The following is a 21198-nucleotide window of genomic DNA, read 5'->3' as shown; positions in this document are numbered from 1 at the left end:
TTTCCTTTGCGTAATTGTCTGGCATAATCTAAAAAGAATAAATTCACCAAAAGAGGATGTCTTGATAAGGTTTTTCTTCCGGTCACTGAAATACCATCTCTTCCACTCGTGATGGTATTGACAGGATTTTTCTGCGCGTGCAATCCCCGCCGTCCTTCATTATTAAAATTGCTTCATATCTATTTGCAATGTGCATGCCTGTTTTGGGAAACGGGCAAAACAGCGTTTTTTTAATAAAAAAAGACTTTTGCCAGGACTTTTCTTGAAATCGAAAAAAATATTCTCATATATAATAATTAAATTCGAGGTAAAATGTTCCCCGCAAAAGGTGTGGAAGATGGGTGCGTCATCTGAAGGCCTCCACTTCCTTAATCAATTTTGTAAATAGTTTAATTCAAAAAAAGACGTGCTTCATCTCCATCGAGCCTCCGTTTTGTGTAGGCATACCGTTTGCATATCCATTTTAAAAGGCAAAATTCACGAGTGGAAAAGTAACTGCGTGCGAGTTGTCGCAGCGAGAGGACGGGACGCATGAACACCAAGAAATATTTCCACAACGGGTTTCTGGAACCAATTTTTAATAATGAAACGCCACGGAAAAACTTCGCGGTCTTTGACCAGGAATTCGGTTTTTATTCCGAAGATTATTTCCATAACATGCTCGTCATCGAGAGAAAAAGGAGCGAACGTTCTCAGAAATCAATTCTCCTCGTGATGCTCGGCATCGGTGAGGTGGCCTCCCGCACCAGCCACAAAATATTCGCACAGGAAATAGCGTTACTTCTCACGGCATCAACCAGGGACATCGACATAAAAGGGTGGTACAAATCCGGCCAGCACATCGGCATCATCTACACAGAAATATCGGGCTCGTCCAAACAAACAATATTAGAGAAAATTTATAAAAACCTGATCGTTGCATTCGGGCCGGAACGAGGCAGTAAGATCGCCGTGTCCTGCGCCCTGTTTCCCGACGAGAACGCCTCATCTCCGGGGGGGCCGGGGAATATCGCTGATCTCAGGTTCTATCCCGTCCTTGATGATTTTCGACCGGCAAAACGGTTGACGCTCCTGTTTAAACGGTGCGCCGACATCATCGGCAGCATTTTTCTCATCCTATTGTTCTCACCTCTTTTCATCATCATCGCCGTTCTGGTCAAATGCAGCTCAAACGGACCGGTGTTATTCACCCAGACCCGCATCGGTTTGCGCGGAAACAAATTTACCTTCTATAAATTCCGGTCCATGCGCGTCGGGTGCGATTGCGCGGTGCATAGGGACTTTGTAAAAAACCTCATACAAGGGAAAACCGAAGGCGCAGCAGCGCAGCAGCCCGGGGTTTATAAGATAGTGAACGACCCGAGGGTAACGAGAATCGGCAAGTTCCTCAGGAAAACGAGTCTTGACGAAATACCGCAGTTGTTTAATGTTCTTTTCGGCGACATGTCGCTGGTGGGGCCCCGTCCGCCCATTCCTTATGAAATTGAAAATTACCTTTCCTGGCACAAACGCCGGGTCTTGGAAATCAAACCCGGCATCACCGGATTCTGGCAGGTAAAAGGACGGAGCGCCACATCGTTTGACACGATGGTGAGGATGGATCTGCAATATATCACCAGGTGGTCCCTGTGGTGGGACTTCAAATTGATGCTCAGCACCCCGGCCGCCATTTTCAAAGGCGCCTATTGACCGGAGCGATGAAGAAACCGGGCGGCATGACGGGATATTGACAGTTTACCAATGAGAATTGATACTATGGTTAACATCGGCGTTATCGGCTACGGGTACTGGGGACCGAACATCGTGCGGAACTTCTGCAACGCCGACAACGCAAAAGTCGTTGCGGTATGCGATAAAAAGCCCGAAACGTTGAAAAAGCTCACGACGAACCACCCCTGCATCGCTTCGGTCACCGACAGCCGCGACATTCTCGGGTCCCCCGACATCGACGCGGTGGCGATCGTGACGCCGGTGTCATCCCATTTTGAACTTGCAAAAACCGCCTTGGAAAACGGGAAACATGTATTCATCGAAAAACCGTTCACCGATTCCATCGCGCACGCGGAAGCGCTGATCGAACTCGCCGCGCAAAAAAATCTTGTCGTCATGGTGGACCATACTTTTCTCTTTACGGGCGCGGTGCGGAAAATCAAGGACCTCATCCGTGAGAAGGCGCTCGGCAATATCTATTATTACGACTCGACCCGCGTGAACCTCGGCCTTTTCCAGCATGACGTCAACGTCATCTGGGACCTTGCGCCGCACGATTTTTCCATCATGAGCCACCTCATCGAAGACCGTCCCGTCGAAGTCGCCGCCTACGGCAGGGCGCACATCAACGGGTTCGAAGACATCGCCTACATCGCCGTGTATTTCGCCTCCAACCTCATCGCCCATATCAACGTCAACTGGCTCTCCCCTGTCAAGATCCGCACCACGCTCATCGGCGGCGAGAAAAAAATGCTCGTGTGGAACGACGGCACCGACGACGAAAAGATCAAGGTGTACGACAAGGGCATCGACGTGACGACCCAGGAGGGCATTTACAATCTGCTGGTGAACTACCGCTCCGGCGACATCTGGACGCCGAAACTCGAAAACAAGGAAGCGCTGAAGGACGAAACGGAATATTTCATCGAATGCGTGGGGAGCGGCACGAAACCGATCAACGACGGCGAATCGGGCCTCCACGTCGTACGATTGCTCGATGCTTGCGACCGGTCGCTGCGCCAGAACGGGAAGACGGTGGCGCTTTAAATTTCCCCTCTGTGAATAATGCCGATGGTTTGAGACGCCATTTTACAATCTCGCCTCAGAACGAGGACCAAAACAATCCTTCTGTTCGCCGTCTTCCATAAATTTTCGTATTTGTTGCTTTTCGCAGAATTGGAAAAAAAATTTTAAAAATGCCAAATAATGATAATGGTTCGCCCATTATTACCAGAAAATCCACTTGGCATAACTTTTGTGTTTATATTCTGATATTCCAAGAGGTCTCTGCCATGAACGAACTTCGTCCGATAAAAATGGTGATGCGAAGCCGGCCGACGCTTGAAGGCGCCGGGGTGTCCCTGAAACGGGCATTCGGTTATTATCACGTTCCGCAGCTCGATCCCTTTCTTCTTCTGGATGATTTTCATTCGGATGATCCCGACGACTACGTCCGCGGCTTTCCCTGGCACCCGCACCGTGGCATCGAGACCGTCACCTACGTGCTGCACGGCGCGGTTGAGCACGGCGACAGCATGGGCAACAGCGGCGTCATTTCGTCGGGCGACATCCAGTGGATGACTGCGGGCAGCGGGATCATCCACCAGGAAATGCCCAAAGGATCCGAAAGCGGGCTCATGTGGGGATTTCAACTGTGGGCAAACCTTCCGGCGTCCCGCAAAATGATGGAGCCGCGTTACCGAGGCATCCTCAAGAGCCAGGTGCCCGAGGTGACGCTTGCCAACGGCGTCCGGATCAAAATCATTTGCGGCGCGGTGAACGGCGCCGAAGGCCCGGTGAGCGGCATCGTGACCGAGCCGGAATACCTTGACATTTTTATCCCCGAAAAGACGGAATATTCGCATAAGGTAAAGAAGGGACACACGGCGTTCGCCTACGTCATAGAGGGAAGGGGCATCTTTTGCAACGGCACCGACCCGTATCAGTACGACATGGCGGGCAGCAACTACTTCGACATGGCGAGGGACGCGGAGCTCCATGCGGAATCGCTCGTTTTGTTCGGCGACGGAAGCGTGATCGCGGCTTCAACGAATGATGAATCCATGCGCTTTCTGCTCGTGTCGGGGGAACCGATCAACGAACCGGTGGCGTGGTACGGGCCCATCGTGATGAACACGCAGGAGGAATTGAGAATCGCTTTTGAAGAATATAACAACGGCACGTTCGTAAAAACCGGGGCCGCTCCGGATGCCGGCGTGCATAAAAATAGGAAGGGGGCACCCTATGCCGGTACGCACAAGTGAGGCGGTATGGAAAGGCACCCTCGTCGGCGGGGTTGGGGAGATGAAAACAGGCTCGGGCGGTATCAAGTTTCCCTATTCATTTTCTTCCCGGTTCGAGGCCGGCAAGGGATCAAACCCCGAGGAGCTCATCGGCGCTGCGCACGCAGGCTGTTTTTCCATGGCCTTTGCGGGGATCCTGGAGCATGCGGGCCATGTGCCGGCTTCCATAAAAACCGTTGCCAGGGTGGCAATCGAAAAGGACGCGGCCGGATTTGCCATAACATCAATCGACCTTGCAACCGAGGCCAGCGTGTCCGGCCTTGACGAAACGACGTTTCAAAAACTGGCGGAGGAGGCAAAGCGGGGATGCCCGGTTTCGAGGGCCCTCGCCGGGACGAAAATATCGGTGGCGGCGACGCTCCTGCCCCCGGACGCGGCAAAAAAATAAGGGAAATTCCAACGTATGGAAAATAATGATTACAAGTATATAATAATCGGCGGCGGCCTTGCCGGCGCGTCCGCGGCGGAGGGCATCCGTGAGATCGACGCCGAGGGAAGCATCCTCATCATCGGCGACGAGGCATTTCTGCCCTACAACCGTCCTCCGTTGACAAAGGGGTTATGGTCGGGGAAGAAAAACGTTCAGGATATTTTCGTGAAAAAAGAGGATTTTTTCACCCGGCAGAACATCGCGCTGCGGCACAGCACCAGGGCCGTCTCCGTCAGCGCCGATGCAAAGACGGTCACCGACAGCACCGGAACGGAATTCCATTTTGTTAAATTGCTCCTTGCGACCGGCGGCGCCCCGAACCGGCTCCGGATCCCGGGAGGGGACGATGACGGCATTTTGTATTACCGGTATCTCGACGATTTTCTTCTCTTGAATCCCCTTGTCAAGGACGGCAAATCCGTGCTGGTCATCGGCGGCGGGTTCATCGGGACCGAAATCGCGGCCGCGCTCGCGCCCAAAGGCATGGCGGTGACCATGCTTTTCCCCGAAATGCGCCCCTGCTTCCGGGTCTTTCCCGCGCCGCTCGGCGACAGCATCCTGAAAATGTACCGCGACCGCGGCATAACCGTGCTCGCGGGCGATGTGCCGAAGGCCATCGAAAGGAAAGGCGACCGTTTCACCGCCTACACCGAAAAGGGTAAAATCCTGGAGTCCGACCTTTGCATCGCCGGCGTCGGCATCTCACCGTCAGTTGAGTTGGCGAAGATTGCGGGCCTTGCGGTCGCGGACGGCATTGCCGTGAATTCGCTTTTGCAAACCTCGCATCCCGATATATATGCGGCGGGAGACAACGCCCAATTTCCCGAACACCTGCTCGGCGTTACCCGGAGAGTCGAGCACTGGGACAATGCGCTCAACCAGGGCAAACACGCGGGAAGGAACATGGCCGGCGCAAAGGAGCCGTATGCCTACCTGTCTTATTTCTTCTCCGACCTGTTCGAATTGGGATACGAGGCGGTCGGCGAGATCGACAGCCGCCTCGAGACGCGGCAGGATTGGCAGAAGGAAAACGAAAAAGGCGTGGTGTATTATTTGAAGGACGGCAGGATCCGCGGAGTGCTGCTGTGCAATGTGTGGGGGAAAGTCGACGCCGCCCGCACCTCGATAAAAAACAACGAACCGGTCTTACGTGAAACGCTGCAAGAAGCGGTGTAATCGCCCTGCACCGGTGACCCGGCAATCATTATGACATCTCACCGTCTGCCATTATTTACTTTTGCGCTTGCGATACTTGCCGGAACATTCAGCCCGGCACGGGCCGAGGAGGCGAAGGACCGGGAGCGGCTCAAGGCCGCGCTCGGATGGTACGAGGACGGCCTGTATCAAAAAACGGCGGACAGCCTCACCGCACTGCTCCCGCAGCTCTCCGACCTTGACGACGAGCTGCAGAGCTACAAATACCTCGGCTTCTCCTACGCCATGTTGAACCGGATCGATACGGCAAAAGGCATCTTCAAGACCGCGCTGCAAAAATTCCCCTCGATGTCCATCGACACTCTTGAGGTCCCGCCGAACATCGCCCTGGTCTTTAAACAAGCAAGACTGGAAAAAAAACTCGAGGCCATCGCTTCGGCCCCGGTCCGGCCGGTGCCCGCGATCGCGCGGAAGAAAAACACGGTCCTTCCGTCCGTTCTGCTGGCCGGCGGTGTTGCAGGATTGGGAGTCGGCGCATACTTTTTTTACAGCGGTTATCAAAGTTACAGCAGCTATCGGTCATTTTCGAAGCCCGACCAAGGCCGGCTGGACGCCTACTACTCGATGAGCAGGAATTACTTTATCGCCGGCGCTGCCTGTTCCTGCGTCGCGGCGGTTCTGGTTCCGGTCTCGATCTATCTCTTCGCCAGGAAGGAAATCCGGCCCGCTCCCCTTTCGGTCTCCCTTGTCAATGGATCGCCTCGGCTGATGTTTTCATTCTGACGATCCTTCAAGCGCCGGCGCGGCGGCCCCGACCTCCTCGAGCCGCACCTTTACCCGAGCCACTTCCCCCTGCACTACGGCAACGATCCCGTAATACGGCTTGTATCCGTCCCGTTTGATCATCACGCTGTGGATTCCTTCCGGGAGCGTGAGCGGCGTTTGCGTGGGCGAGGTCCCTTCGTACGTGCTGTCGATGTAAATTCCCGCCCAGGGATAGGAATACACATGGAGAAACCCCGCGCCCCGTTCCATGGGCTTGAGCGCGACCGGCATGCTCTGGACGAGATTGGCCTTTACGGAAAGGATCGCGGTAAACGATCTGTATCCGCTTGCGGCCGCGGCAAGCGCGTGCGACCCCGCCGCCACTTTCACCCCAGCGGCGATATCATTGGGCAAAATTCTTTTTCCGTCAAGGTACACCGCCGCGGTCGGCGGATCAAGGGTGATCTTCACCGTTCCCAGGCGGCCCTGATCGCGCATTGCGGCCGCGCGGACCGCACCTTTGCCCGCAACCGGTGCGGGGGAGGTTTTTTCCCTGACGTGTGTAAAAGGGGCAACCCGTTCCGACGCGGTGTCTTCCTTGCCAAGCATTGCGGCGCTTGCGGGCTGCGGCGCCGTATCGCGAATTGCCGGTTTCCGCACCGGCGCCTGTTGAACGGGGTGCGGTCCGAAAACTCCCCCGACGGTCTTGACATCCGATATGATTTCCGCGTTGGTTTTCCTGATGAACAATGCGAGCGCAATGCTTCCCGCCGTGACGGCAACACCGATGGCCGCTATTTTTAAAATGGTCTGCAGGGGAAGCTCCGCAAGGCCTGATACCCACGCCAGAATGCCGTTCATGATCGCCGCAGGCGCGGGCCGCGCCTGCCTGCCTGCCCGGTACTCGGGCGGCAGGGGCCGGGTGGGTTCCTCTTTTAGCGGGGCGGCGGGGCCGAACCGTTCGGCCTCCTTGAAATGGGTCTCTGACCTGGCGATGTCGCCTAAGTCAAGATATTCGTTGCCTTTATTACGGTGATACTGCGCGAGAAGCCGGGCAAGCTCCACGGACGCCTTTTTCCGGTCCTGCAGGTATTCCACGAGCACCTTGTCGCTGTCGCGGACGCCGAGCTCATACAGATACTCGTTGAAGGAGTCAATCATTCCGTCAATGGCCGCGGGCCTCTTTTTGGGATCTTTTTGGAGGCAGGCCCGCACTGCGGCGGCGCAGTCGCCGGGAAGCCAGGGGCACAGCTCCTGTATGTCAATCTCAGGCGTATTGACAATGGCATGGACCGTTGCCCGGACATCTGGGCCGGTAAACGGGAGCCGCCCGCTTACGATCTTATAGGCGAGCACGCCCGCCGACCAGACGTCCCGGGCGATGTCCTGCATCGTGCTCCCGCGCGCGACTTCCGGGGGCATGTATCCCGGCGTGATGAAAATGGTGGAAGGATCACCCCCGTCGGCGGCCTGGGACGTCGCGTGCGCAAGGCCGAAATCTACGACCTTCACCTTGCCCGTCCTTGACACAAGGATATTCGCCGGTTTTACGTCGCAATGCACCACGCCCCGCCGGTGCGCGTAATTGAGGCCTTTGAGCGCCTTGAGCAGCACGATGATGCCGATTTCCCTCGGAAAGGGCCGCAGGGCCATGAGCTGTTCAAGATTGCATCCGTCAAGGTATTCCATCGAAATGAAAAACGACCCGTTGTCGGCACCGAAGTCGAAAACCTGGATGATGTTCTCATGATCGAGCGCGGCCGCCGATTTCGCCTCGTTTTCGAATCGTTTTACAAGGGACGGGTCTTTTTTCAGGTTTAACGCCAGTTCCTTTATCACGACCTTCCGCCCGAGGGAAATTTGCGTCGCAAGGTAGAGGTTCCCCATTCCCCCTTCACCGATTTTCCTAAATTCGCTAAAATCTCGTAAAGAAAATGCCATATTCAATAACCGTTCACTGAGGTGGACCCCGCCCCGATTTCCATTTTCAACATCGCCTTAAATTATTAATAATTTCTCCGGTTTCTTCTTCCCCTTAGGTGTCCACATTTCCGTCACTATTGGCATGCAATTAGCATGCCTCAAAAAATAAAGACTGGAATAATCGACATACCGTGAATCGGAAACGGTTCTTTCAATAAAAGAGCTGCAGTGATGAAACCGTTCCATGTAAAAATCGCCGTCGCCGCTTTGACGGCCTCTTTGCTGAGCGCTTTTTTCTTTTGCGAACGCACCAACCCCTTCGACGCGAAGTCCGCGCGCTACGTCTCGGGTTCCCGACCGCAGGTGGTGTTCGAAAAGGATTCCCTTACGGGATATCTGTACGACACCATTCCGATCCGCATCCTATGCCGCGACACCACGGTCGGCGGCGAAAAAGGCGCAATAAAGAAATTCTATTTCAGCTGGGACAACGACACGGTCTTCGAAGACAGCACACCCGGGACCGACCAGGACACCTTTCTGGTAAAACACGTCTTCGGTCCCGGAGTTTTCACGGCGCGCGTCATGGCGGTCGACGAAGACGGGAGATATTCCGCGCATGACAGCATCAGGCTTATCATTAAAAAGAGCGTGCCCGCCATCGTGGGAATGCTGGTGCCGCACACCGTTGAAACCGGCGCGCGGTTCACCATCACGATCACCGCGTCGGACCAGGGCGGAACCATAAGCGCTTATTTATGGGCGCTCGACGGATTCGATTTTCTGGACACCACCGCCGACGCAACCATTTCCTCCGTATATTATGACACCGGGCAGAAAACCATCCCGATAAAAGTGCTTGACAACAAGGGGATCGTCTCCCCGGCCGACACCGTCCACATCGCGGTTGTGCTGAAGCCCGACACGACGCCGCCGACCATGGTATTCCTTGCGCCCTTAAACGGAGACAGCGTGAACGTGCAGGACATCCCCGTGTATGTCCAGGCGACCGACGAAAACGGCGTTGCGTCCGTTTCACTCAACGGCGCTGCGCTTTCCCGCACGCAGGACGTCTGGAAGGGGCAGTACCATCTGAACGCGGGAACGAACCTTCTCGTGGCCCAGGCCGTTGACACAAGGGGAAACATCGCGCGGGACACCATCGCCGTCGTCTGCAACGCCTCGGCCCTGGACCGGTCGCCGCCCACGGTGATTTTCCGCGTCCCGCCGCACAAAATCGACACGGTGAATACCGCGGTGTGCCAGGTGCGGATCTTCGTGGTTGACGAATCGGGAATCGCCGGGGAGTTTCTCAACGGCACGCCCATGGCGCGCGACCCAACCGACAGCACTTACGTGATTTCGATGCTCCTCGCCGAAGGCTGGAACGTGTTCGCGATAAAGTCGGTTGATACCAAGGGGAACATCGGCTACGACACGTTGAATATCTTCCACCTGGCCGCCGCAATCGACATAACCCCTCCGAGCATCACCATTTCGGATCCCGCGCCGCTCAAACACATCGGCGACACCGCGGTGCTGGTGCGCGGCATCGCCACCGACGCGAGCGGTCTCGCGTCGGTGACTATAAACGGCGCGGCGGCCGCCGTCGCGTATCCGGACTTCAGCCTTCTAGTGAAATTGCGTCACGGGCCCGACACGCTGCGCGTCACCGCGGTGGATTCGAGCGCCAACCGGAACGCCGCGTTTGATACGGTGGTGGTCGTGCAGAACTTTCCGCCGAAATTTTCCGCCGGCCAGCTCGACACGCACCTGACCGTCAACACCTCCTACGCCGTTGCGCTGCATGCCGTGGACGCGGACAATGACTCCCTGAAGTTCAAAATTCTCCAGTCGCCCGCCGCCGGCACGACAATGCCTTCGCTCGTTTCAGTCGGATCGACCGCTACGCTGCAGTGCACGCCGACGGCCACGGGCACGGACACGTTCGCGGTGCTGGTGCAGGACGGCTGGGGCGGCAGCGACACCGCGCAATGGCGCATGTTCGTCACCGCGCCGGGCGATTCGGTTCCTATATTTACAAACGATAAGTCGACCGTCCCCGATTCCGTGGTCGCTCTCTCGGCCTACATCGCGACGGTAAAGGCGCAAGACCCCCAGAACAAGCCGCTCACCTATGCGCTGGCAAAGCCGCCCTCCCCCTCGGCCATGTCCATTGATGCCACGGGCCGGATCACGTGGACCCCCCAGGCGGGGGACACGGGTAAATTCCAGGTGCTCGTTTCGGCGAGCAACGGCAGGCAGAGCGCCTCCCTTGGATGGACCGTGACAGTGGTCCCGTACAACTGGCCGCCCGTGCTCGTGAACCCCGGCAACAAATCGGTTGACAAACTCAAACTCCTGCGCTTCACGCTCGTTGCGTCCGACGCGGACGGCGACCCGCTCGACTTCTTCTTCGGGCCGCAGTTCCCGCTCGGCGCGCGCCTCGACAGCGCCGTGTTCTCCTGGACGCCCTCCTACTGGGACGCGGGGCAGCACGCGGTGTCGTTCGTGGTGCGCGAGCGCAACCGCGCGGTGCCGCTTTCCGATACGCAAAACATCGTGATCACGGTGAACAATGTCAACGTGGCGCCCGTGCTCGTCAACCCCGGCGCCAAATCGGCCGTGGTGAACCAGAACCTTTCATTTGCGCTCGCCGCATCGGACATGGACGTCGGCCAGACGCTCACCTACTCGATGGCGGGAGCGCCGGCCGGCGCATCGCTTTCGGGAAATCAGTTCAGCTGGACCCCCGCTTATTCACAAATAGGACAATACACCGTGATGTTTTACGTGAAGGACAACGGCGCGCCCGTGCTCGGCGATTCGGCCGCCGTCGCCATAACGGTCCTCAAGGCCAACGTCGCGCCGGTGCTCGCAGACCCGGGGAACAAAACGGTCAACGAAAACCAGCCTGTCGCATTCAACCTCTCCGCGTCCGACGTCAACGGCGACAGCATACGGTTTTCCGCCGAAGCCCTGCCGCCGGGCGCGACGCTTTCCGGCGCGCATTTCAACTGGACCCCGTCCTACACGCAGTCCGGCGTCTATGTGGTGAAATTTTACGCGACGGACAACGGCACGCCGCCGCTTGCGGATTCGCAGAGCATCACCATCACCGTCAACAACGTCAACGCGCCTCCCGTGCTTGCGAACCCGGGAAACAAATCGGTTTCGGCAGGCAAGACCCTCGCGTTCACTCTGTCGGCCACCGACGTCGACAACAACAGCCTTTCCTATTCGATGCAGAACGCTCCGACCGGCGCGGCCCTCGCCGGCAACCAGTTCTCCTGGACGCCGGTGTACGCGCAAATCGGACAATATCAGATATTATTTATTGTAAAGGACAACGGTTCTCCGCCGGCCGCCGATTCCGCACTGGTCACCGTGACCGTGAATAAAATCAACATCGCGCCCGTTCTTGCGTCACCGGGCAACCGCTCCGTTAATGAGGGCCAGCTTCTGCAATTCACCCTGTCGGCGACCGACGTCAACGGCGACAGCCTGACGTTTTCCACGGCCGGCGCCCCGGCCGGCGCCGTGCTCGCGGGCGGGCAGTTCTCGTGGACCCCGTCCTACACCGCGGCAGGTGTCTACGACGTGAAATTCCGCGTCACCGACAACGGCACCCCGCCCATGAGCGATTCGCAAACCATTTCGATAACGGTGAACGATGTCAATGTGCCTCCGGTGCTGGCGAATCCCGGCAACCAAACCGTGAACGAGAACCGCCTACTCGGCTTCTCCCTTTCCGCGACGGATATCGACGGTGACCAAATAAGCTTTTTTGTCAAGAACCCGCCGTCGGGGGCCTCCCTCACGGGCCCGCAGTTCACCTGGGTCCCCGCCTATGGCCAGGCGGGAACCTATTCGGTGATGTTTTACGCACGCGACAACGGCGTCCCGCAGATGAGCGATTCACAGGTGGTCTCGATCACGGTGGTCCATGTGAACGTCGCGCCGGTGCTTGCCCCGATCGGCAACAAGCTCGCGGCCGAAACCAAGCCCCTGCAATTCGTTCTGTCGGCCACCGATTCCAACCAGGACGTCATCTCCTATTCCATGCGCAACGCCCCCGCGGGAGCGTCCCTCGCGGCGAACCAGTTTTCGTGGACCCCGGCCTACGGCCAGGCGGGAACCTACGCCGTCGCCTTTTTCGCATCCGACAACGAGGTCCCGCCGTTGAGTGACTCGCAGACCATCACCATCACCGTGAGCGCGACGCTGCCCGCCGCGCCCCTGGCGCCCAGCGCCACGCCGCAGTCCGCCACGGCGGTCTCGGTGAGCTGGCCCGCCGCCGCGGGCGCCCTCACGTACAACATTTATTATGCGGCCGGCGCAACGGTGACCAAGACCGCCGGAACAAAAATCGCCGGCGCCGCCTCGCCGGCCACCGTGGTCGGGCTGACCACCGGAACGCAATATGCGTTTGCGGTGAGCTCCCAGAACAGCGCCGGCGAATCCGGGCTCTCACCCGTCCAGACGGCAACGCCGATGCCCCCCATCCCGAATGCTCCGGTGATCCAGAGCGCGGCCGCGGGCAACGGCACCGTGACGGTGAGCTGGGCCGCGGTGACCGGCGCAACATCATATATTTTGTACTACGCCGCGGGCGGCACGGTTGACAAAACGACACTCACCAAGGTCACCGGCGCGGTTTCGCCCCAGGCGGCGGCCGGCCTTATAAACGGGACGCAGTATGCGTTCGCCGTGAGCGCGGTGAACATTTCAGGCGAGTCGCCGCTCTCGCCCGTGCAGACCGCCACGCCGCAGCAGCCCGTACCGGGCGCCCCGCTCATCTCAAACCTGCTTGCCGGCGACGGGAGCGTCACCGTGAGCTTCAGCAGCGTTTCGGGTTCCACCTCTTACAACATTTATTACCAGGCGGGGAACACGGTGTCCAAGGCGGCCGGCGTGAAGGTGGCCGGCGTGGTCTCGCCCGCCCTGGTCTCCGGATTGACAAACGGCACACAGTATGCGTTTGCCGTGTCGGCCCAGAACGTTTCGGGCGAGTCCGACCTGAGCCCGGTGCAGACCGCCACGCCCCAGCCAGCGGTTCCCGCGGCTCCGGCGATCACCGGCATCGCAGCCGGCGACGGCGCCGTCACCGTGACATTCGGCCCCTCCGCTCGCGCAACATCGTACAATGTGTATTACCAGGCGGGAAGCTCAATTGTCAAGGGGACCGCCGCCGTGCTCACCGGCGCGGTTACGCCGGCGACGGTAAGCGGGCTTGCCAACGGGACACAATATGCGTTTGCCGTGAGCGCGGTGAACGTTTCCGGCGAATCGCCCCTGAGCCAGGTGCAGACCGCGACCCCGCAGCCCGCAGTACCCGCGGCGCCGGCCATCACCGCCGTTGCGCCCGGCAATGCGTCGGCGACGGTTGCGTTCGGCTCCTCTGCGCGGGCGACATCGTATAACCTTTACTACCAACCAGGGCTCTCAGTTGTCAAGGGATCAGCCTCGGTGATCACCGGCGCAACTTCCCCGCAGGCGGTGGGCGGGCTGACCAATGGGACCCAATACGCCTTTGCCGTGGCCGCGGTGAACATTTCGGGAGAATCCCCCCTTTCCGCGGTGCAAACCGCCACGCCCTTGCCTCCCCTGCCTGCCGCGCCCGCGATAACGAGCGCCATCCCGGGAAATGCGAGCGTGACGGTAGGATGGAATTCCGTGTCGGGCGCCACGTCGTACAATCTGTATTTCCAGGCGGGCGATTCGGTGGTCAAGACGTCTGCTACCCAGATTCCGGGTGCATCGTCACCCCGGACCGTTGCCGGCCTCGCCAATGGAACGAAATACGCGTTTGCGGTGACCGCGGTGAATATCGCGGGTGAATCTCCCCTGAGCGCGCCTCTTGCCGCGACGCCGCTTCCCGCGGTGCCGCCGGCGCCGGCCATCACGGGCGCGCTGGCCGGCAACACGAGCGTGAGCGTGGCATGGTCGGCCGCCTCCGGCGCCACGTCGTATAACCTGTATTACCAGGCGGGAAGCTCAATTGTCAAGGGGACGGCCGCGGTGATCGCCGGCGCGGCATCGCCGCAGGCCGTGACGGGCCTTGCCAACGGCACGCAGTACGCGTTCGCCGTGACGGGCGTAAACATCGCCGGCGAATCGCCCCTGAGCGCGGTGCAGACCGCGACCCCCATGCCGCCCACGCCGGGTGCGCCGCTCATCTCCTCCGTGCTCGCGGGAAACGCAACGGTCACCCTGACGTGGGCCGCGGTTCCGGGGGCCACCTCGTACAACGTGTACTACGAACCGGGAAATTCGGTGGCCATCGGCGCGGCATCGGTCGTCACCGGCGGGGCGTCCCCGCAGATTGTTTCCGGTCTTGTCAACGCGGTGCAGTACGCGTTCGCCGTGACCGCGGTCAACGCATCGGGAGAATCCCCCCTGAGCGCGGTGCAGACCGCGACACCCATGCCGCCCGTTCCGGCCGCGCCGGTCATCAGCGGGGCGACGCCGGGTGATGCAAGCGTTTCGGTGGGATGGGTCCCGGTGTCGGGAGCAACGTCATACAATATTTATTACCAGACGGGGAATACCGTTGACAAAGGAACAGCAACGGTCATAACGGGGGCGGCTTCCCCGCGGCAGATCACCGGGCTCGCCGATGGGACCCAATACGCGTTCGCCGTGACCGCGGTCAACGCGTCGGGCGAATCGCCCCTGAGCGCGGTGCAGACCGCGACGCCCATGCCGCCGGTTCCCGCCGCGCCCGCCATCGGCGGCGTGACCGCCGGCGACGCAAGCGCGACGGTGACCTGGGCCGCGGCGGCGGGGGCGACTTCGTACAATCTCTATTATCAAGCCGGATCCGCGGTCAGCAGGACGACGGCCTCGGTCATTGCCGGCGCGACCTCGCCCGGGCTTGTTTCCGGTCTTGTCAATGGAACGCAGTATGCGTTTGCCGTGACCGCGGTCAACATGTCGGGCGAATCGCCCCTGAGCGCGGCGCAGACCGCGACGCCGATGCCGCCGGTCCCCGCCGCGCCCGTCATCGGCGGGTTGACGGCGAGCAACGACACCGTGATGGTAAGCTGGAACGCCGTTCCAGGCGCCGCGTCGTACAACCTGTATTATGCTACCGGGAATACGTTTGTCAAGGACTCGGCGACCGTCCTTACGGAAGCGGTTTCACCATTCATTCTGCCGGGACTCATCCCCGCCGTGCAATATTGGTTTACCGTGACCGCGGTGAACCTTGCCGGGGAATCACCGCCAAGTGCTTCAGTCTCGGTGACGCCGTAACGTTTACTTGTGCCTTCCGGGCCCTTCTTGCTAAATTCCGTTTTACAAAATAATAATACTCTGGGCGTTCCGCGGCCTCGCCGCGGCGGCGCTGCGGGCGCGGCGTCTTTTGCCTACTTTTCTTGGCTGCAGAAGAAAAGTGGGTCGGGGTTCGGGGCTGAAGGCCCCGATGATTACAAGTGGTGGAGCTTTTCTTTAGTAAAGAATGTCAGCATCTGAAGCTAAAGGCAGGCAGCTTACAGGGCATTATTGACTTTCGCCGCAATGATAAAATCATTTTTCGACAACCCCTCCACCGAATGGGTATACAGCTCGATGACGACCTTTTTATAATACACGTGCATCGCGGGATGGTGGTTCTCGGCGTCGGCGATCGCGGCGACCTCGTGCGCGAAATCAGCGCCGTCCATGTATGTGCCGAATTTAATCTCCCGTTTGATCTTGTGCGGCGTTTCGCGGACCAGATCCCATCCGGCAACGGATTCGAGATACTCGTCTTCATCCCGGTCGCTCAGCGGAGCGCTTCCGGCTGCAATTGGGGTGCAGTGCTCATTGTTCAGGTTCATGCCGTCTCCTTTAAGGGTTTATTATTCGCAGACGTCAATAATCCTCGTAATGGTTCCATTCGGCGTTTTCGAGCCATTCGTTCGGGTGCCGCTGGAATTCCATCAATTGGTGTATCAGCGTCACATGCGCGTGCTCCTGCTGGATGATGAGCCCGAGCACCAGTTTTTGCTCCTCGTCATCCATGTCGTCTTGCATCGCGCCGTAGAACTTTATGCTTTTCTCCTCGACGCCCAACGCCTTCTTGTAGGCGTCTTCGTGGTCGAGGGCGGGAACGCCCGCCGCATCGAATTGCTGCGACAGGTTCTTGAAGGCCTCCGCGACCTTATCCGGCAGACCGGTGTCCTCCACGGGCGGCGCCGCGCTGTTTTTCTTCCAGGCTTCGAATATTTCGTAATGGCGCTTCTCCTCGGTTTCAAAAAACCTGAAAATGCCCGCGATTTCACGCGGCGCGGCCTTTTCGGCAAGGCCGGCGTACAGGGCCATGCCTTCCTCTTCGATACCCAGGGCAAAATCCAGGATGTCCATGTACGGCATTCCTTTCTACGCGGCCTTTTGCTGTTCCTGCGCGCTCACCACGACCCGGTTCTTCCCGCCGCGTTTCGCCTCGTACAACGCGGTGTCGGCTTTCTGCAGGAGCTTTTGCGACGTCCGGGTGTCGTCGCCGTAGGATGCCACTCCGATGCTGACCGTCAGACTGCTGCCGTCAAACTGGCTGTGCGCGATCCGTTCCCTCAACCGCTCCGCCAGGATTCCGGCTTCGTCTGAATTGGTGAGCGGCATCACCACCGAAAACTCGTCGCCGCCGTAGCGGCAGCAGATGTCCGGCTCCCGCACCTCCTCGCGAATAATTTTTCCCAGCGACACCAGGACGTTGTCCCCCGCCTGGTGGCCCAACCGGTCGTTGATTTCCTTGAAATTGTCGATATCGATCATGAGGAGCGATGCGGGCGTATGATAGCGGGTGAACCGCTTCAGCTCGGCGTCCATTTTCTGGAAGCAGGACGAATGGTTGAACAGGCCGGTGAGGCCGTCATGAACGGAAAGATAGACGAGATTGGAAATATACCCTTCGTCGCTCACCGTGGGGGAAGGGAGTTCCGTGGTAAGGTTCGAAAGGTAGTCGAGCGAGGCGACGGCGATCCGGATGTTCCGTTTCATGATGCTTGACATTTCATATTTGTGCCGCAGGATTTTGTTCCACAGGTCCTCGGCGACGGAAGGGGAAAAAAAACGGTGCGTGACGGCGTACAGGAGGTCGGAAAAAAACTTTTCCTCACGCTTTTTCCGCATTTCCTCCACCACCGCTTTTTCGGGATCGGTGAGCGGCCGGTCGCCCGCCAGTGCGGAAACAAGGTCAAGGGACAAGGGAGTGTAAAACGGCAAGGTTTCCACCCCTTCCTCATCATTTCTTTCGCGGCTCGTTTCTTTATCCACAGGTGCGTTCTCAAGAACCATGGTGATCGGGCATGCGCTGTCCGGCATGGCGGCTTTACGATTGGAAAAACCCCCGCCATTCCGGATGCAGTTCGTCAATGTCAATGTCTTTTGCGCCACGGGCGTTCTTTTCCTCAATATCGGGATAGAACAAGCAGAATATCTTGATTGCCGCCGCTTCGTCGGGCTCCAGGTACGCGGCAAGTTTCTGCCCAAGCTTTTCGAGAATCCAGTTTTTGTCGGCCCTGCTGAATTCGGGACACAAAATGCCGATAAGCTTATCGCGCATGTACCAGCCCTTCAGGTCGATTTCCCGGGTGGAGGAATTTACCGCCAGGGCAAGGTTCTGAAAAAGAATGTCGTTTGCTTCCCGCCGTTTTTCAACCAGCCGGCCCACGTCAAGCATGATGAGCATGAAGGGCCGGCCGAAACGTTCGGTCCGTTTGCGCTCGTGAATCAGCATTTTTTGGAAATAGTCTTCGGAGAGCAAGGCATCGTTCTCGATCACCGGTGTCCCAGTTTGGTTCATAATTTTTTCCCCCGATTCTTATTGCGCCCTCTCCGGCCCCTTCGTTATCGAAACGGGTCGATGGTAACAGTCAACTATAATAAGCAAGCAACGTGCCTTGTCCCGCGTATTTCTTTATGACTAGTTGCTTTTCAACCGGTGCTTTTACCCGGATTGCTTTCCACGGACACTTTCCCGTAAGAATACCATTTTTGATAATCTCTTTTGCAAAAACAGGAATATCCGATTGTACCATTGACATTTTCCCCTGTTAATAAATAAATGCAAATCCCTTTTCCCAGGTTGGAACAGGAATTGCGAAAGGTTAATGAGTAAGAAAACCAAAGCACACCGTCAACAGGGAGGAATTTATGAAAGCTTTTCAACAAAGGTTCGTCCTGCTGTTTCTGGCCGCCTTTGTTAGCATTGCCGCAGCGCACTCCATGGAGAACGATTCGATGGAGATGAAAATGATGAAGCCGACCCACCAGTTCGGCTACATCAGCCCCGGGTTCTCCTGGATTGACTTCGGGCAATTGAACAATTTCCTAAAATCCTCAGGCTTTTCGGCCTTTCCCGAACAGGCATGGACGCTTTCACTCGGCGGGTATAAAGACTATCGCCGGCTGGTCATGGAAAGCGCGATCATGTTCAGGATTTGGGGAGACAATGTAAACGGGCCGGTCCGCGTGACATTGTGCGCCGGCGAAATAGTGTGGAACATGGGGTTCAATTCACTCCCTCCCGAATGGCCCGTCAGCCTGTACCCGTATCTCGGCCTGGGCGTGGGCGGCAATTCAATTTACTTCAGGGACAATTCAAAAACGCTGGCATCGCTGCTTGCTTCCACCGAACCGAATTCATTCATCGGGCAACTGACGCCGCTTCTCAATCTCGGACTCGGCAGCAATTACGTGCTCGCATCAAAGGACGGGGACAAGGGGCTGGCCATAGGACTCAGGATCGGGTATTTGTTCGATCTGTACATAAACAAAAGCTGGTATTCCGATGGGATCCGTGTGTCCGACATGCCTTCGATCCTGCAGAACGGCGCCTATATCCGACTGGTTCTCGGAGGCTGGGGCGGGCACCACAAGCATATGCACATGCACGAGTGACCGCATAGTAAATCGGGACGGACGGCTTTACACGCGCCGAGCCGGCGGCGCGACTCATCAAAACCCGAACATGCACACATTTGAGCGGAGGGCGTTATGATCATAAAGTTTGCAAGCCTGTACGTGAAAAATCAGGATGAAGCGCTGCAGTATTACACGACGGTCCTGGGTTTCATGAAGAAGGGTGATGTCACGCAGGGGGAATACCGGTGGCTGACGGTGAGTTCACCCGAAGGCGTTGACGGAGCGGAATTGGTCCTTGAAGCTGCCGCATCCCCGCAGGCCCAAACGTACCAGAAGGCCATGTACGGGGCGGGCATGCCGGTCTTGATGCTGGTCACAAAGGATTTTGACGCCGAGTACGGCCGCCTCAAGAAGCTGGGCGTCGCCTTCCGGGGCGAGCCTTTTTCCATGGGCCGAATCAAGTCTGTGCTTTTTGACGACACGTGCGGCAATCTTGTCAACCTGGCCCAGCCCGCGGGTTGACGCGGCGCTTTTCCCCCCTCGCGACAACCTTTTCTTGATATTCCCGACAAAGGGAATTCCAATGAACGCGAAAAAAATAAAGACGGCGCCGCACATTTGCCGTTATTCCAGCGACGATGACGACACGTTAATCATTGAGATAGCGCTTCCCGGGGTAAAAAGGAAGGACATCGAGCTCAGGCTCAACGAAAACAGCATGTATGTATCCGCGCCTATGGGCGACATCCACTATGTAACGTCCGAGTCCTTGTGCTGTCCCATTGTTCCCGGCAAGGCGCACGCGCGGTTGAAAAACGGGTTGCTGAAAATAGAGGCACCCTATCGGGACACCGTGAAAGGGGCGATGAGGATCACGATCTCCTGAACCGGCGCCCCGTGTAACGCGGCTTTTTTCATTTCGCAAGCCTTATCGCCCTGACCAATTCCGTTTCTCCGCAGGTCAATCGTACAAAGTAAATGCCGGCGGGAAAAAAGCGCGCATCGAGCGGTACGGAATGCATTCCCGCCTCTTGACGCCGGAAAACGGCAAGGGACATACTGTTCCCCAGCAGATCAAAAACCTCAACCCTTACCGGTCCGGCTTGGGGAACGCCGTACGTTATTGAGGGCATTCTTGGGTTGCCCGTGTTCACAAGCAGAAAAACGCCGTTTTGCAACGAGCGGCCGTTTTGCCCTAAATTCTTCACACCCGATCCGTTCGCCGTAAACGAGCCGGTCATGCCGATGCTGAAATGGACGTCGCACTGGTAATGGTACGTCCCGGCCACTTTTATCACGTATTGGAAGGACGTTCCGCCGCCGTTATGCCAGCTCTGCGCGCCCGTGGGAATGGTGGTCGAGCTCAACGGGTGCACGCTGAAATCGCCGATCCATTGGACCGTGTCGCCCACTGTTGCGGTGAAATTACTCGGTGAATAGACGAACCCCAAATTTCCCCCGAATTGGACCACCTGTATTGCGGCCCATCCGGTCCCGGCAGCCAGAATTAAAAGGGCGGCCGCCCCATATATTTTGCGAAGACAATTTCCATTATTGCGCCGCATCGCTACCTCCTCACTTTACCCCATGGTCCTTGGAATTCTTAAAGAAATTTTCGCAAAAGGAATGCCATGGAATTTCTTTCTAAAAACACGCAAAAAGACCAGGTCAAGAGGCTAACAGAACAAAAACCGTTTTTAAAGCGACTTTACTTCATCCGGTTTTTTTGCAAATCAGGAATTTTTTTTCAGAAATGCGAATAAGTCTTTTAAGCAAAAAGCCCCCATTATCCGCCGTTCTGTGAAATAATTGGCATGCTGTTCGCATTAAATAAACGTCTTATCCGCCAGAAAAAACAATCTCTCAAGGAGCGCAACCATGAACATGAATATTCCTGATCCGGAAAAAAGCGACCTTTACCGTTTCCCCTGGTCGCTCAACGACAATCCGCAGGGATGGGTGGAGATCACCGACATCTGCAACCTGCACTGCCGGGGCTGCTACCGCCAGCGGCTCGAGGGCCACAAGCCGCTGGAAAAAATAAAGGAAGAAATATTATTCCTC

The 21198-nt window shown here is 57.5% G+C and carries 18 protein-coding genes; 11 read left to right on the top strand and 7 right to left on the bottom strand.

Translation table 11 applies throughout. The features are described 5' to 3' along the window. Positions 1-531: 531 nt before the first annotated feature. The 6 genes from VLX68_14670 to VLX68_14645 all read left to right on the top strand — a co-directional run bounded on the left by VLX68_14670 (position 532) and on the right by VLX68_14645 (position 6381). A complete protein-coding gene (locus VLX68_14670; protein HUI93486.1) occupies positions 532-1689 on the top strand; it encodes a sugar transferase in 1158 nt (385 codons plus the stop codon). A gap of 66 nt (positions 1690-1755) precedes the next feature. Further along, positions 1756-2757, top strand: a complete 1002-nt coding sequence (locus VLX68_14665) for a Gfo/Idh/MocA family oxidoreductase (GenBank protein ID HUI93485.1) — start codon at positions 1756-1758, stop codon at positions 2755-2757. Positions 2758-3002: 245 nt separating this feature from the next. After that, the gene (locus tag VLX68_14660) at positions 3003-3974 is read left to right on the top strand and encodes a pirin family protein (protein ID HUI93484.1); all 972 of its coding nucleotides are present in this window, start codon (positions 3003-3005) and stop codon (positions 3972-3974) included. Next, on the top strand, positions 3955-4401 hold the full coding sequence (locus VLX68_14655) for an OsmC family protein (protein ID HUI93483.1): 447 nt from the start codon (positions 3955-3957) through the stop codon (positions 4399-4401). The genes VLX68_14660 and VLX68_14655 overlap by 20 nt, the downstream gene beginning before the upstream one ends. 15 nt (positions 4402-4416) lie before the next feature. Beyond that, positions 4417-5619, top strand: a complete 1203-nt coding sequence (locus VLX68_14650; protein HUI93482.1) for an FAD-dependent oxidoreductase — start codon at positions 4417-4419, stop codon at positions 5617-5619. 30 nt (positions 5620-5649) lie between these two features. Beyond that, entirely contained in the window at positions 5650-6381 is a 732-nt protein-coding gene (locus VLX68_14645) for a hypothetical protein (protein ID HUI93481.1), read from the top strand. On the opposite strand, the gene VLX68_14640 is transcribed toward VLX68_14645, so the two are convergent. Further along, positions 6373-8304, bottom strand: a complete 1932-nt coding sequence (locus VLX68_14640; GenBank protein ID HUI93480.1) for a serine/threonine-protein kinase — start codon at positions 8302-8304, stop codon at positions 6373-6375. The genes VLX68_14645 and VLX68_14640 overlap by 9 nt on opposite strands. Positions 8305-8517: 213 nt before the next feature. Between VLX68_14640 and VLX68_14635 the strand changes: the two genes are divergently transcribed. After that, complete coding sequence (locus VLX68_14635; protein ID HUI93479.1) at positions 8518-15543, top strand: fibronectin type III domain-containing protein; 7026 nt, start codon at positions 8518-8520, stop codon at positions 15541-15543. A 236-nt stretch (positions 15544-15779) separates the two neighbouring features. Here the strand turns inward: VLX68_14635 and VLX68_14630 are convergent, their stop codons facing one another. From VLX68_14630 to VLX68_14610, 5 genes are all read right to left on the bottom strand, one after another. Then, positions 15780-16109, bottom strand: coding sequence for a 4a-hydroxytetrahydrobiopterin dehydratase (locus VLX68_14630; protein ID HUI93478.1), 330 nt, complete (start codon positions 16107-16109; stop codon positions 15780-15782). A gap of 34 nt (positions 16110-16143) precedes the next feature. Next, positions 16144-16635 carry a ferritin family protein gene (locus VLX68_14625; GenBank protein ID HUI93477.1) on the bottom strand — a complete coding sequence of 164 codons (492 nt, stop codon included), beginning with the start codon at positions 16633-16635 and terminating at the stop codon, positions 16144-16146. A 15-nt stretch (positions 16636-16650) separates the two neighbouring features. Next, positions 16651-17592 carry a GGDEF domain-containing protein gene (locus VLX68_14620; protein ID HUI93476.1) on the bottom strand — a complete coding sequence of 314 codons (942 nt, stop codon included), beginning with the start codon at positions 17590-17592 and terminating at the stop codon, positions 16651-16653. A 7-nt stretch (positions 17593-17599) separates the two neighbouring features. Further along, the gene (locus VLX68_14615) at positions 17600-18073 is read right to left on the bottom strand and encodes a hypothetical protein (protein ID HUI93475.1); all 474 of its coding nucleotides are present in this window, start codon (positions 18071-18073) and stop codon (positions 17600-17602) included. Positions 18074-18143: 70 nt separating this feature from the next. Further along, entirely contained in the window at positions 18144-18308 is a 165-nt protein-coding gene (locus VLX68_14610) for a hypothetical protein (GenBank protein HUI93474.1), read from the bottom strand. A 115-nt stretch (positions 18309-18423) separates the two neighbouring features. Between VLX68_14610 and VLX68_14605 the strand changes: the two genes are divergently transcribed. The 3 genes from VLX68_14605 (at position 18424) to VLX68_14595 (ending at position 20020) form a co-directional block, all read left to right on the top strand. Then, positions 18424-19170: a hypothetical protein gene (locus VLX68_14605; GenBank protein HUI93473.1), complete on the top strand. Its 747-nt coding sequence runs from the start codon at positions 18424-18426 to the stop codon at positions 19168-19170. 96 nt (positions 19171-19266) lie between these two features. Next, a complete protein-coding gene (locus VLX68_14600; GenBank protein HUI93472.1) occupies positions 19267-19656 on the top strand; it encodes a VOC family protein in 390 nt (129 codons plus the stop codon). 61 nt (positions 19657-19717) lie between these two features. Then, entirely contained in the window at positions 19718-20020 is a 303-nt protein-coding gene (locus tag VLX68_14595) for a CS domain-containing protein (GenBank protein ID HUI93471.1), read from the top strand. A 28-nt stretch (positions 20021-20048) separates the two neighbouring features. Here the strand turns inward: VLX68_14595 and VLX68_14590 are convergent, their stop codons facing one another. Then, positions 20049-20699 (bottom strand): plastocyanin/azurin family copper-binding protein, encoded by a 651-nt coding sequence (locus VLX68_14590; protein ID HUI93470.1) that lies wholly within the window; start codon positions 20697-20699, stop codon positions 20049-20051. 313 nt (positions 20700-21012) lie between these two features. Between VLX68_14590 and VLX68_14585 the strand changes: the two genes are divergently transcribed. Continuing rightward, on the top strand, positions 21013-21198 hold a 186-nt coding region (locus tag VLX68_14585; GenBank protein HUI93469.1), incomplete at its 3' end, for a hypothetical protein.

Source organism: Chitinivibrionales bacterium (genome assembly GCA_035516255.1).
GTDB lineage: Bacteria > Fibrobacterota > Chitinivibrionia > Chitinivibrionales > FEN-1185 > FEN-1185.
Note: the sequence above shows the minus strand (reverse complement) of the source record. Positions and strands in the feature narration are given on the sequence as shown.